13 protein-coding genes are annotated in these 13,565 nt (G+C 56.2%); 4 read left to right on the top strand and 9 right to left on the bottom strand.

Features of this window, described 5'->3' with window-relative positions; genetic code table 11:
- Nucleotides 1–256: 256 nt before the first annotated feature.
- The 3 genes from IM295_RS06915 (at nucleotide 257) to IM295_RS06905 (ending at nucleotide 6,042) form a co-directional block, all read left to right on the top strand.
- Nucleotides 257–1,330 (top strand): acyltransferase family protein, encoded by a 1,074-nt coding sequence (locus tag IM295_RS06915; protein ID WP_063437660.1) that lies wholly within the window; start codon nucleotides 257–259, stop codon nucleotides 1,328–1,330.
- Between the two features lie 149 nt (nucleotides 1,331–1,479).
- Complete coding sequence (gene mfd / locus IM295_RS06910; RefSeq protein WP_193066446.1) at nucleotides 1,480–4,926, top strand: transcription-repair coupling factor; 3,447 nt, start codon at nucleotides 1,480–1,482, stop codon at nucleotides 4,924–4,926.
- Between the two features lie 150 nt (nucleotides 4,927–5,076).
- Nucleotides 5,077–6,042 carry a L,D-transpeptidase family protein gene (locus IM295_RS06905; RefSeq protein WP_193066445.1) on the top strand — a complete coding sequence of 322 codons (966 nt, stop codon included), beginning with the start codon at nucleotides 5,077–5,079 and terminating at the stop codon, nucleotides 6,040–6,042.
- 73 nt (nucleotides 6,043–6,115) lie between these two features.
- Here IM295_RS06905 and bhsA read toward each other — a convergent pair whose 3' ends face one another.
- Complete coding sequence (gene bhsA, locus IM295_RS06900) at nucleotides 6,116–6,373, bottom strand: multiple stress resistance protein BhsA (protein WP_045630104.1); 258 nt, start codon at nucleotides 6,371–6,373, stop codon at nucleotides 6,116–6,118.
- A gap of 244 nt (nucleotides 6,374–6,617) precedes the next feature.
- On the opposite strand from bhsA, the gene comR reads away from it, so the two are divergent.
- The gene (comR, locus tag IM295_RS06895) at nucleotides 6,618–7,253 is read left to right on the top strand and encodes a TetR family copper-responsive transcriptional repressor ComR (RefSeq protein ID WP_028012732.1); all 636 of its coding nucleotides are present in this window, start codon (nucleotides 6,618–6,620) and stop codon (nucleotides 7,251–7,253) included.
- 59 nt (nucleotides 7,254–7,312) lie between these two features.
- Here the strand turns inward: comR and IM295_RS06890 are convergent, their stop codons facing one another.
- From IM295_RS06890 to hinT, 8 genes are all read right to left on the bottom strand, one after another.
- Complete coding sequence (locus IM295_RS06890) at nucleotides 7,313–7,852, bottom strand: glycine zipper 2TM domain-containing protein (RefSeq protein ID WP_028012731.1); 540 nt, start codon at nucleotides 7,850–7,852, stop codon at nucleotides 7,313–7,315.
- Nucleotides 7,853–8,045: 193 nt separating this feature from the next.
- The gene (locus IM295_RS06885; protein WP_028012730.1) at nucleotides 8,046–9,350 is read right to left on the bottom strand and encodes an NAD(P)/FAD-dependent oxidoreductase; all 1,305 of its coding nucleotides are present in this window, start codon (nucleotides 9,348–9,350) and stop codon (nucleotides 8,046–8,048) included.
- 237 nt (nucleotides 9,351–9,587) lie between these two features.
- A complete protein-coding gene (ycfP, locus tag IM295_RS06880) occupies nucleotides 9,588–10,130 on the bottom strand; it encodes an alpha/beta hydrolase YcfP (RefSeq protein WP_008500781.1) in 543 nt (180 codons plus the stop codon).
- A gap of 34 nt (nucleotides 10,131–10,164) precedes the next feature.
- Nucleotides 10,165–11,190, bottom strand: a complete 1,026-nt coding sequence (gene nagZ, locus IM295_RS06875; protein WP_041912030.1) for a beta-N-acetylhexosaminidase — start codon at nucleotides 11,188–11,190, stop codon at nucleotides 10,165–10,167.
- A gap of 11 nt (nucleotides 11,191–11,201) precedes the next feature.
- Nucleotides 11,202–12,026, bottom strand: a complete 825-nt coding sequence (gene thiK / locus IM295_RS06870; RefSeq protein ID WP_193066444.1) for a thiamine kinase — start codon at nucleotides 12,024–12,026, stop codon at nucleotides 11,202–11,204.
- On the bottom strand, nucleotides 12,007–12,651 hold the full coding sequence (gene lpoB / locus IM295_RS06865; protein ID WP_088205017.1) for a penicillin-binding protein activator LpoB: 645 nt from the start codon (nucleotides 12,649–12,651) through the stop codon (nucleotides 12,007–12,009). Before lpoB ends, thiK begins: the two co-directional genes overlap by 20 nt.
- A 13-nt stretch (nucleotides 12,652–12,664) precedes the next feature.
- Complete coding sequence (locus IM295_RS06860) at nucleotides 12,665–13,039, bottom strand: YcfL family protein (RefSeq protein ID WP_045261636.1); 375 nt, start codon at nucleotides 13,037–13,039, stop codon at nucleotides 12,665–12,667.
- A 1-nt stretch (nucleotide 13,040) separates the two neighbouring features.
- On the bottom strand, nucleotides 13,041–13,400 hold the full coding sequence (hinT, locus tag IM295_RS06855) for a purine nucleoside phosphoramidase (protein WP_006809243.1): 360 nt from the start codon (nucleotides 13,398–13,400) through the stop codon (nucleotides 13,041–13,043).
- Nucleotides 13,401–13,565 lie beyond the last annotated feature (165 nt).

Below are 13,565 nucleotides of genomic sequence, written 5' to 3'. Positions count from 1 at the left end.
GAAGTCCGTCTGTTTGCTGATAGCAGACCCACGAGTATATAAGCGAATCCGTTAAGGGTAAATGACTGAAACCGTAAGCTTTGGTAATCATTTTTCCGAAAAATTCAGATAAATCAGGGTACTAATGTCTGAAACCGCGCCTCGCAACCTCCACCTTTTCCGAAAAACCTCCTGATACAGACTGTTACCCATTACATCACGGTTTCGTTTAACAACAATTGCTCGTTCGTCTATGGCAATAAGGTAGTTGCGAACAATGAAGCAAAAAGCATTATGGATAAACCAGATAAAAGGGCTGTGCATCTGTCTGGTGGTGATTTACCACTCGGTCATCACCTTTTATCCTCATCTCAGCGGGCTACAGCATCCGCTCTCCGGTCTCCTCGCCAAATGCTGGGTCTATTTTAACCTCTATCTCGCCCCGTTCCGGATGCCGGTTTTCTTCTTTATCTCCGGCTATCTGATCCGTCGTTATATTGATGAGGTAGACTGGCGCACCAGCCTCGACAAGCGGATCTGGAGCATTGTCTGGGTTCTGGCGCTGTGGGGGATCCTGCAATGGCAGGCGCTGACCCACCTGAACGCCTGGCTGGCGCCCGATCGCGAGCTTGCCACCTCGTCGAACGCGGCCTACGCCGATTCCCTGGCAGGATTTGTGCGGGGCATGCTCACCGCCAGCACCAGCCTGTGGTATCTGTATGCTCTGGTGGTCTACTTCACGCTATGTAAACTGCTGAGCCGCTGGAAGCTGCCGGTACTCGGACTGCTTGCGCTGGCGAGCATCGCGATCAACTTCCTGCCGCTGCCGTGGTGGGGAATGAACAGCGTGGTACGCAACATGATCTACTACAGCCTGGGGGCGTGGTATGGCGCAGAGCTGATGGCGTGGATGAAAAGCTTCAACCTGCGCCGCACCTGGCTGGCTACTGGCGCTTTCGCGGCCGTCTCCGTGGTGCTGTGGTTTGCTAACGTTCCTCTCCTGCTTTCTCTGCTGTCGATCGTGTTGATCATGAAGCTGTTCTACAGCCTTGAGCAGCGTTATGCCGTGCATCCCAACAACCTGCTGAACGTGATTGGCTCAAACACCATTGCGATCTATACCACCCACCGCATCTTAATTGAGGCCTTCAGCCTGATCCTGATTGGCGAGATGAATGCCGCCCTGTGGCCGGTCTGGGCAGAACTGTGCTTAATACTGGTCTACCCGATTGCCAGCCTGCTGATCTGTACCCTTGCCGGGCTCGGGGTGCGTAAAATTTCCACCGCGCTGTTCGGGGACCTTTTCTTCTCTCCTCCGTCTACGCGGAGCCTGTCACCTGCCACCCGTTAATGCCCTCTCCGCCCCCGTTTTGGGGGCGTTTAGCCCTGCCGTGCGGTTACAATTTGCTTATGTAAAACGATCGAGGATAATAAAGACATTGCGTATCAGTGATATGCCCCAATACTGTTGGTATATCCATAAGAGACTCTGACATAGCCATGCCTGAACACTATCGTTATTCCTTGCCCGTCAAAGCGGGCGACCAGCGCCAGCTGGGTGAACTCACGGGCGCGGCCTGCGCCACGCTGGTGGCAGAAATCGCTGAGCGGCACCCTGGCCCGGTGGTGCTGGTTGCCCCGGATATGCAAAACGCCCTGCGCCTGCACGATGAAATTCGCCAGTTCACCAATAGCCTGGTGTTCAGCCTGGCCGACTGGGAAACGCTGCCGTATGACAGTTTCTCCCCGCATCAGGAGATCATCTCCTCGCGCCTGTCGACGCTCTATCAACTCCCGACCATGCAGCGCGGCGTGCTGATTGTGCCGGTGAATACCCTGATGCAGCGCGTCTGCCCGCACAGCTATCTGCACGGCCACGCGCTGGTGATGAAAAAAGGCCAGCGCCTGTCTCGCGACACCCTGCGAGACCAGCTTGACGGTGCCGGATATCGCCATGTCGATCAGGTCATGGAGCACGGGGAATATGCCACCCGCGGCGCGCTGCTCGACCTTTACCCGATGGGCAGCGACCAGCCGTATCGTCTGGATTTCTTTGATGATGAAATCGACAGCCTGCGCGTGTTCGATGCCGACACCCAGCGCACGCTGGAAGAGGTGGAATCCATCAATTTACTGCCTGCCCACGAGTTCCCGACGGACAAAACCGCCATCGAGCTGTTCCGCAGCCAGTGGCGCGACAGGTTTGACGTAAAGCGTGATACAGAACATATCTATCAGCAGGTCAGCAAAGGTACGCTCCCGGCCGGAATCGAATACTGGCAGCCGCTGTTCTTCAGCGAGCCGCTGCCCGCCCTGTTCAGCTACTTCCCGGCGAATACACTGATTGTGAACACCGGCGATATCGACGCCAGCGCCAGCCGCTTTGAAAGCGAAACCCGCGCACGCTTCGAAAACCGGGGCGTTGACCCGATGCGTCCGCTCCTGCCGCCGGAAGCGCTGTGGCTGCGCACCGACGAACTCAACGCCGAGCTGAAGCGCTGGCCGCGCATGCAGCTGAAAACCGATTCGCTTGCCGATAAGGCCGCCAACACCAACCTCGCCTTCCGCACGCTGCCGGAGCTGGCCGTTCAGGCGCAGCAGAAATCCCCGCTGGATAATCTGCGCAAGTTCCTGGAGTCCTTTACTGGCCCGGTGGTGTTCTCCGTTGAGAGTGAAGGCCGCCGCGAAGCTTTGGGTGAGCTGCTGGGACGCATTAAGGTGGCCCCGAAGCGCATCCTGCGTCTGAGCGAAGCGACCGGAAACGGTCGTTATCTGATGATCGGCGCCGCCGAGCACGGGTTCATCGACACGCTCAACAACCTGGCGCTGATTTGCGAAAGCGACCTGCTGGGCGAGCGCGTCGCGCGCCGCCGTCAGGACAGCCGTCGGACCATCAACCCGGACACGCTGATCCGCAACCTGGCCGAGCTGCATCCAGGCCAGCCGATTGTTCACCTGGAGCACGGCGTTGGCCGCTATCAGGGGATGACCACGCTGGAAGCGGGCGGTATCAAAGGTGAGTACCTGATGCTGACCTACGCCAACGACGCCAAACTCTATGTACCGGTCTCGTCGCTGCACCTGATCAGCCGCTATGCGGGCGGCGCGGAGGAAAATGCGCCGCTGCACAAGCTGGGCGGCGACGCCTGGACGCGTGCACGCCAGAAAGCGGCGGAAAAAGTGCGCGACGTGGCGGCCGAACTGCTGGATATCTACGCCCAGCGCGCGGCCAAAGAGGGCTTCGCCTTTAAGCACGACAAAGAACAGTACCAGCTGTTCTGCGACAGCTTCCCGTTTGAAACTACGCCGGATCAGGCTCAGGCTATTAACGCCGTGCTGAGCGACATGTGCCAGCCGCTGGCAATGGACCGCTTAGTCTGCGGCGACGTCGGCTTCGGTAAAACCGAAGTGGCGATGCGCGCCGCCTTCCTTGCGGTTGAAAACAACAAGCAGGTGGCAGTGCTGGTGCCGACCACCCTGCTCGCCCAGCAGCACTTCGACAACTTCCGCGACCGCTTCGCCAACTGGCCGGTACGCATCGAGATGCTGTCGCGTTTTCGCAGCACCAAAGAGCAGACGCAGATCCTGGAGCAGGCAAGCGAAGGCAAGATCGATATTCTGATCGGTACCCACAAGCTGCTGCAAAGCGATGTGAAGTGGAAAGATCTGGGGCTGCTGATCGTCGACGAAGAGCACCGCTTCGGGGTGCGTCATAAAGAGCGCATCAAAGCGATGCGCGCGGACGTCGACATCCTGACCCTGACCGCCACGCCGATCCCGCGAACCCTGAACATGGCGATGAGCGGCATGCGCGATCTGTCGATTATCGCCACGCCGCCGGCGCGTCGTCTGGCGGTAAAAACCTTTGTCCGCGAGTACGACAATCTGGTGGTGCGTGAGGCCATTCTGCGTGAAGTGCTGCGCGGGGGTCAGGTCTATTACCTGTATAACGATGTCGAAAATATCCAGAAAGCCGCCGACAGGCTGGCGGAACTGGTACCGGAAGCGCGTATTGCCATCGGTCACGGACAGATGCGCGAACGCGAGCTGGAGCGGGTGATGAACGACTTCCACCACCAGCGTTTTAACGTGCTGGTGTGTACCACCATCATCGAAACCGGGATCGACATTCCAACGGCGAACACGATTATCATCGAACGCGCGGATCACTTCGGCCTGGCCCAGCTTCACCAGCTGCGCGGCCGCGTCGGGCGTTCGCACCATCAGGCCTACGCCTGGCTGCTGACGCCGCATCCGAAAGCGATGACCACCGACGCGCAAAAGCGCCTGGAAGCCATCGCCTCGCTGGAAGACCTCGGCGCAGGCTTCGCGCTGGCCACGCACGATCTGGAGATCCGCGGTGCGGGTGAACTGCTAGGTGAGGACCAGAGCGGCTCCATGGAGACCATCGGCTTCTCGCTCTATATGGAGCTGCTGGAAAACGCGGTGGACGCTCTGAAGGCCGGGCGCGAGCCGTCTCTGGAAGATTTGACCAGCCAGCAAACCGAGGTCGAGCTGCGAATGCCTTCCCTGCTGCCAGATGATTTCATTCCGGACGTGAATACCCGCCTGTCGTTCTACAAGCGCATCGCCAGCGCGAAGACGGAAAACGAGCTGGAAGAAATTAAGGTTGAGCTGATCGACCGCTTCGGCCTGCTGCCAGATGCTGCGCGTAATCTGCTGGATATCGCGCGCCTGCGCCAGCAGGCGCAGAAGCTGGGCATTCGCAAGCTTGAGGGCAACGAAAAAGGCGGCGTCATTGAATTTGCCGAGAAGAACCACGTCAACCCGATGTGGCTGATCGGCCTGCTGCAAAAACAGCCGCAGCACTTCCGTCTTGATGGCCCGACGCGACTGAAATTTACCCAGGAGCTGACGGAGCGCAAAACGCGCATGGACTGGGTGCGTAACTTTATGCGTCAGCTGGAAGAGAACGCTGTCGCGTAACTCGCCCTTCCCCCCGTTAGCGCAGTGCTGGCGGGGGGACAATTTACAAACTCTTTGCACTTCACCCGATCTTCCCGACACACCCATTCGCCATAATTATCTTTAACCCCTTTTAAAACAATAACCTTATCATTTATATGGATTATGGTGATGATGACCTCTTCGCGTTATACCCGCTGGATAACCCTGTTTGCGCTGGCAGCCACCGTCGTGGTTGCGCTTCCTGCGCGGGCAAACACCTGGCCCCTTCCCCCGCCCGGCAGCAAGGTGGTGGGCGAAAACCGTTTTCATGTGGTTGAAAACAATGGTGGCTCACTGGAAGCGATAGCCAAAAAATATAACGTCGGTTTTCTGGCCCTGCTGCAGGCGAACCCCGGCGTCGATCCGTACGTCCCGCGCGCGGGCAGCGTACTGACGATTCCGTTACAGACTATCCTGCCGGATGCCCCGCGGGAGGGGATCGTGATCAACCTGGCGGAGTTGCGTTTGTACTATTACCCGCCGGGTAAAAATGAGGTTACCGTCTACCCTATCGGTATTGGTCAACTGGGCGGCGATACGCTGACGCCGACGATGGTCACCACCGTCTCGGATAAACGCGCCAACCCAACCTGGACGCCGACGGCCAACATTCGCGCCCGCTATAAGGCCCAGGGCATCGATCTTCCTGCCGTGGTTCCGGCAGGCCCGGATAACCCGATGGGTCATCACGCGATCCGCCTTGCCGCATACGGCGGTGTGTACCTGCTGCACGGTACGAACGCGGATTTTGGCATCGGCATGCGCGTCAGCTCCGGCTGCATTCGTCTGCGCGATGACGATATCAAAACGCTGTTTAACGTCGTTACGCCGGGAACGAAGGTGAATATTATCAATACGCCGATTAAGGTCTCTGAAGAGCCAGGCGGCGTGCGGCTGGTTGAGATTCACCAGCCGCTATCAAAAAATATCGGCGATGATCCCCAGACGTTACCCATTAACCTGAATGCCGCGATGGTGAGCTTCAAAACGAATGCGAATACCGATAGCCTGGTGATGGAGCGCGCGATGGAAGCGCGGTCAGGCATGCCGACCGATGTCACCCGGCATCACGATGTCGTCCAGCAGTCCATGTAAGACGGAAAGTAAAACGCCCTGCTAAGCAGGGCGTTTTTTATTGCAGTGGCATAAATGAGGGTTTATGCCCGGCTTATTTGTAGATGACAGCGGTGCCGTGCAGGGTGTTAGGACCGGTCACAGAGGTGATGCGGTAAGATTTTGCACCCATTGCTTCCGCTTTTTGTGCCAGCTGATCTTCCAGAGAGCTCAGGTTAGTCCCGGCAGACGCAGAGATCGTCCCGACTTTATGCTGATCGGCTGGAGTGGATTGTACCTGTACAGCAGCAAAGCTTGCGAAAGAGAGTGAACTCAGTACAGCAGCAGCGATGAGGGTTTTTACGTTTTTCATAATGTTTACCTTTGGCAGATGAATTTTTTGGTCGTTAGCTATTTTGTTAACGATCGATAGGTAAATAATAAATGTGATCCAGCTCACGCGTCAACACATTTTTATAACGAGCATTAATTAAATTTTAAAATTGTTATTTTTCATACATATATGATTAATTTATTTTTAAGCATTCTGCACTGGTGGTGGGTTGCGTTTATTTTTATAATGGTCATTCAACAAACCAACAGAGGACCAACGGCAAATGACAACCGACGTCACGAGTTGTGTGAAGAAAAGCCGTGGCCGACCAAAAGTGTTTGACAGGGATGCAGCGCTTGATAAGGCCATGACTCTCTTCTGGCAACATGGGTATGAAGCGACCTCGCTTTCCGATCTGGTAGAAGCCACCGGAGCTAAAGCGCCGACGCTGTATGCTGAATTTACCAATAAAGAGGGGCTGTTCAGGGCGGTGCTGGACAGGTACATTTCGCGCTTTGCGGCGAAACACGAAGCCCAGCTATTTTGTGAAGAGAAAAGCGTTGAACAGGCGCTACGGGATTACTTCACCGCCGTTGCCACCTGCTTCACCAGTAAAGAGACCCCCGCGGGCTGCTTTATGATTAACACCTCTGCCACCCTGGCGGCAGCATCAAAAGAGATCGCCAATACGGTGAAATCGCGTCATGCGATGCAGGAGGAGACGCTCAGCGCATTTCTGGCTCAGCGCCAGCAGCGCGGTGAAATTCCCGCACACTGCCAGCCTCAGATGCTGGCGCAATACCTGAGCTGTATTTTACAGGGAATGTCGATCAGCGCCCGTGAAGGGGCGACGCTGGAAAAACTGCAGAACATTTCCGACACCACGCTGCGCCTGTGGCCTGAACTGCTCAAAATCTGACGCAAAAAAAAGCTCCTCAGCCTGAGCGCTTGAGGAGCTAAGTTCAGAGAACATCTTTTTTACGCTTTGTTATTCAGTACCAGCTGGCCGTTTCCATCCAGTGGAATTTGGGTGCCCGGGTCTTTATCCATGCGGATTTTGCCCTGCTGATCGCCAATTTTGTAGGTCACATCATAGCCCAGCATTTTTTCCGACTTGTCATAGACGGTTTTACAGCGCTGCTGGGTCGTGGTGTAGGTATCGTTATCCTGCATTGCGCCCTGCACCTGGTTACCGGCATAGCCGCCACCCAGCGCGCCGACCACGGTCGCGACATCTTTACCCCGACCACCGCCAAACTGGTGACCAATCACCCCACCCGCTACCGCACCCAGAACAGAGCCGGCAATACGGTTTTCATCCTGTACCGGACGACGGTGGGTTACGGAGACGTTACGGCACTCCTGACGTGGGGTTTTTACGGTTTCTTTAATAGGCGTTGCTGAAACCACCTGCGCATACTGCGGGCCGCGATCTAAAACGTTGAGACTGGCAACAGCAGCCACACCTAACGCAGCTGCGACGCCGATCCCTATACCCGCCAACATTGATTTATTCACGGGACTTCCTCCTTTGTTGCTATTGGTAACAATTCTGCTATGGAGGCGCGGCTTCGCCAATAAGACAAAGGATCAAAAAGTGGACATCGGGGAGAGATATACCGCGTTTAGGAGAACTCTTAGGCACCTAATCCACGACAAGCAGCATGATATGCTAAAAAATCCCTCCGGAGGGCCCGGAGGGAGTGAAAGATTAGTGCAGCTTCAGACGCGGACGAATGACGCGGTTGATTCTGCCCACCAGCATCATCAGGCCCGTTTTAAAGTAGCCGTGCAGCGCGATCTGGTGCATACGGTACAGGGAGATATACACGAAGCGTGCAATGCGCCCTTCCACCATCATCGAGCCACGCATCAGGTTACCCATCAGGCTACCGACGGTAGAGAAGTTTGACAGCGATACCAGAGAACCGTGGTCTTTATAGACATACGCCTTCATTGGCTTGCCTTTGTACTGCGCCAGGATGTTGTGCAGCACCAGGCTTGCCATCTGGTGCGCGGCCTGAGCGCGCGGCGGCACGAAGCCCCCTTCAGGACGCGCGCAGGAGGCACAGTCACCAATAGCGAAGATTTCAGGGTCGCGCGTGGTTTGCAGCGTCGGCTCGGTGACCAGTTGGTTAATGCGGTTCGTCTCCAGACCACCGATATCTTTCATAAAGTCAGGCGCTTTGATACCTGCCGCCCAGACCATCAGATCCGCTTTGATGTACTCGCCGTCTTTGGTGTGCAGTCCACCTTCGTCAGCGCTGGTCACCATGGTCTGCGTCAGGACGCGCACGCCCAGTTTCGTCAGTTCATTGTGCGCTGCGCCGGAAATGCGCGGAGGCAGCGCAGGCAGAATACGCTCACCCGCTTCAACCAGCGTCACGTTCAGCGCTTCGTTAGTTAACCCTTTGTAACCGTAGCTGTGCAGCTGTTTAACCGCATTGTGCAACTCTGCGGACAGCTCAACGCCTGTCGCGCCGCCGCCGACAATGGCAATGTTAACCTTGCCATTCGCACCCAGATTGCTGGTGTACTTCAGGAACAGGTTCAGCATTTCCTGATGGAAACGACGCGCCTGGTGCGGGTTATCGAGGAAGATACAGTGCTCTTTAACGCCCGGCGTGTTGAAGTCGTTGGAGGTACTGCCGAGCGCCATCACCAGCGTGTCATACGCCAGCTTGCGCTCGGGGACCAGCAGCTCGCCTTTTTCATCACGCAGCTCGGCCAGGGTAATGGTTTTGCTCTCACGGTTGATGTCAACCACCGAGCCCAGCTGGAACTGGAAATGGTGATTGCGCGCGTGCGCCAGATAGCTCAGCGCGTCCACGCCCTCATCCAGTGAGCCGGTCGCCACTTCGTGCAGCAGCGGTTTCCACAGGTGGCTGTGGTTACGATCCACCAGCGTGATTTTGGCTTTTTTACCGCGCCCCAGCTTCTTGCCTAATTGTGTGGCCAGCTCCAGCCCGCCAGCACCACCGCCTACAATCACTATCTTTTTCAATGGCGTAGTCAACGTGACCCCCTCAAATTATTAACCAATTGTTAATTAAAAGTTATGAAAATAACCCTTAATTAACAACAGGTTACAGCACTGAAACCATTCAGGTGCATTGAGAATAACACGTCAGGCGCATTGGTCATACCAAAATTGATATGCATCAAGTTTTGATGGCTTAAAAGTAGACAATTCTGGACAAAAAGAAACCCGGTGCGCGTTCGCGACCGGGTTTCTGAAGTGGCAGGCTGTGGTTTAGCCCAGCGTTTTAAAGGCTTTGATGCGCTGGAGGTGCGGGGAGATGTTCTTGAACTTGTGGGTCTGCTCTTCGTCCCAGACGATCTCGTAATAGTGATGTAGCAGCTCTGCGGCCCGATGGCTGTTCAGTGCTTCATCATTACGCGAGAGGATCACCAGACAGCGATCGCGGTTTTTCTCACGGAAGTTGCTCACGCACTTGGTCGCAATATCGACATACTCTTCCGGGCGGTCAATTTTGCCTTCCATGTTCTCATTCGGGAAAAGGTTAGGATTGAAGACCACCTGGCGGATGTCGCACAGGAAGCCAATCCGCTCCGCCCAGTAGCCGCCCAGCCCCACGCCGCAAATCAACGGGCGATCGTCGACGTTAAGCTGCAGCATCTTGTCCACCTCTTTGAGCAGATGCTGCATATCATGCTTCGGATGGCGCGTACTGTAGCTAATCAGCCGTACATCGGGATCGATAAACTGCAGCTGTAGCACCTTCTCATGATTACCAGGACTGTTTGAGTCAAAACCGTGTAAATAGATGATCATTGTCTTCTCACCACGCTACGCCTTCCGGGAGGGTTTACAGGCTGGCTTTATGTGCCTGCCAGCGCTCATTCAGGTCTTCAAGCCGGGCGTTGACCGACTTCCAGCGCGCCGAATCCATCAGCTCCTGACGGCTAAATGAACCTTTATGATACAAATGCGTAACACGCTCTGCATTGATCGGTGACAGGTTATCCAACACGCTAACGGCACCTTTACGATTATTGCAGACCAGGATCATATCGCAACCTGCATCCAGCGAGGCCTGACCGCGCTCAGCATAGCTGCCCATGATTGCCGCCCCTTCCATCGACAGATCGTCGGAGAAAATGACGCCGTTGAAACCCAGCTCCTGGCGCAGAACGGTTTTCAGCCAGTGCGGGGAGCCGCTGGCAGGACGCGGATCGACATCGCTGTAAATCACGTGTGCTGGCATAATGGCGTCCAGCTTGTTATCGGTGATAAGCGAGCGGAACACCGACATATCTTTGGCGCGAATTTCCGCTTCCGGACGCGGGTCGCGCGGGGTCTCTTTGTGGGAATCCGCCGTCACCGCCCCGTGGCCCGGGAAGTGTTTCCCGGTGGTTTTCATTCCCGCATCGTGCATCCCGTCGATAAACCGGGTCGCCATTGCCAGCGCAATACGCGGATCTTCATGGTAGGAGCGCTCGCCAATCGCGGCGCTGATATGGCCCACATCCAGCACCGGGGCAAAGCTGATGTCGATATCCATGGCAATCATTTCGCTGGCCATCAGCCAGCCGGCTTCCTGCGCCAGTTTCCCACCCTCTTCCGTGCCGAGCAGCGCGGCGAAAGACTGGGCTGCCGGCAGGCGGGTAAAACCGTCGCGAAAACGCTGCACGCGGCCGCCTTCCTGATCGACGGCCACCACCAGATGATTGCGCGACGCGGCGCGGATCTGGCGCACCAGTTCACGCAGTTGCGCCGGATCGTGATAGTTGCGGGTAAACAGGATCAGGCCGCCCACCAGCGGATGCGCCAGAATTTCACGCTCCTCCGCATCCAGCTCAAACCCTTCTACATCCAACATGACTGGACCCACACTCACCTCTCTTATCCTTTCGTTTGTAACTGGCGCCAGGCATCGTCTGCCAGCGCAATAAATTGTTTATCTCTGGACTGCTGCAAACGCATCTCAAACCAGCCCGCCATCAGCATGATGACCCAGGGCCGCCAGCGTCTCACCTGGCGTGCCAGCGCATCGGCGTTAAAGTGCGCAACGCTGGCATACTCTCTGATGAGTTTCTGCCGCGCGGCTTCACTTTCCGTCCAGACCGCGGCCAGCTCCAGCGCCACATCGCCGTCTCCGGCATATTCCCAGTCGATAAGCCTGGCGCCCTGTGGCGTATGCACGATGTTCCCGGCGTGCACATCCATATGTAACGGCGAGAGCCGAATCGGTTGCGGCTCGCCCGCTTTACGCAGCCGTTTGAGATGCGCAAGCCACACTGGGGTACGTCTTGCTGGAGAGGCTTGTTGCCAGTAGTTTTCCAGCAGTGGAAGTAAGGCGATTCGCCACCCCAGACGCTGTTGCTGGTGCAGATGATACAGCATCGCCGCAAGCGCTGGGGTGTCCGGCAGCGCGCTTTTCACCTCCCCCTCCAGATAGTCGACGGCCATCCAGCCCTTGCTGAAAAATCGGGGTTCAGGCACGAGATCCGACGGAAGGCGTTTGAGGGCGCGAAACTGACGGCGAAACTGGAAAGCCGGGGCGAAGGGATCGTGGTTCTGCCGCAAGACCAGACGGTGCGCGCCCCGCGCTATAATGCAACTCGCGCCGCTAAGCCCGGAGTGGGCCTGCGGCGCGATAAGGCGGTACTGTGGAAAATAACGCGTCAGAATCTCATCACGCGTGGTGTCATTGTTGCGTAACCGCACCTTTACCTGACCAGATAATTTCGCCTGTCTGAACCAGCATCAGCTGCATCTGCAGGGCTGGGGTATTCACATTACCGGTCGCATTAGAGTACAGCACATACTGGGCGCCAACGTTGCGGGCAATGCCAATCGCCTTGCTGCGGGTGCCGAGGCTATCCTGCGGCGACAGGCCCAGCTGCTGTTTGGCTAATGCAAGCTGCTGAGCAGAGACCAGCGTAAACTTACCGTTGTTTGCCAGTGCATTGCGCAGCGTTTCTGTCGCTTCGCCCGCGTTCAGCGAACCGTTGGTACGGTTGTTCACGCTATCGACCAGCAGCACGCTGCCTGCCGTCACGCCCTGAGCCTGCAGCATTTTACCGACCATCGGCTGCATCGCACCGTTCCAGTCGTAATGGCGCACGCGCGGCGCAGGTTGTGAGGTCTGGTCCTGATGTTCAATCGGGCCAGGCTGTGACGGAATAGACGGTACAGACGGCACGGTTGGCTGGGTCTGCGTTGGCGGTGTCGGCTGCTCGGTACCCGGCTTTGCCTCTTCCACAGGTGCTGGCTGTTCTGTACGGGTCACACACCCTGCGAGGAACAGCGCGAATGCGGTCACGAGCGCATAACGGCTCATATTTTTAATCAAGGTTCACCCCTTAGAGATAAAGATAAAGTCTCACCTTATGCGCACCCAGATAGCTGGCGCTGTCATAGAGCGTTACCGACGACCTTGCCGGAAGAGTGACGCTGCGCGGCGCCTCCAGCGGGTGCATCTCAAGACCTCTTACGTCATACCAGAAAAAACGGTAGTGGACCGTCACCGGTTCATTTCTTTCGTTATAGAGCGTAGAGGAGGCAGAAGATTTAATTTCACTGATGGTCAGTGCGGGCTGTTGCGCCGTGATGCCCGCAGCCAGCACGGAGGATTCCATTACCAGCGTCTGTTCATCGCTGACGGGGATCGCCGGACGCGTGCTGCACCCCACAACCATCATCATCATTACCAGCGCTGCAATACGCCCTTTAAACATGTTACAGACCTTTGTGAGCCAGCATCGGTCCCAGCGGACGTCCACCCAGCAGATGCATGTGAATATGATAAACTTCCTGGCCGCCATGACGATTACAGTTCATGATCAGACGATAACCGTCTTCCGCTATGCCTTCCTGCTCGGCAATTTTCGCCGCCACCGTCAGCATACGACCTAACGCCACTTCGTGCTCGGTTTTTACGTCGTTTACGGTCGGAATCAGAATATTAGGAATGATAAGGATGTGTGTCGGTGCCTGAGGGGAAATGTCCCGGAAAGCCGTTACCAGTTCATCCTGATAGACGATATCCGAAGGGATTTCGCGGCGAATAATTTTACTGAAAATCGTTTCTTCAGCCATGACCTTTTCCTTTTTTGTTAGGTGCGTCCGCTGTTAACACACTCTCTGGTGGACTGTGTGACACAATTTAAGAGTATGAGCGAGTTTCTCCTGTCCTTTCAACCTTCTCCCCCGAATTCTTTGCTGAATATTCATCAGCTGACTGAAGAGTGACCGCTCGCGTGC

It is taken from the genome of Enterobacter cloacae complex sp. P14RS (assembly GCF_014895895.1).
Lineage (GTDB): Bacteria > Pseudomonadota > Gammaproteobacteria > Enterobacterales > Enterobacteriaceae > Enterobacter > Enterobacter bugandensis.
This window is presented reverse-complemented; position numbering and strand designations above follow the sequence as displayed.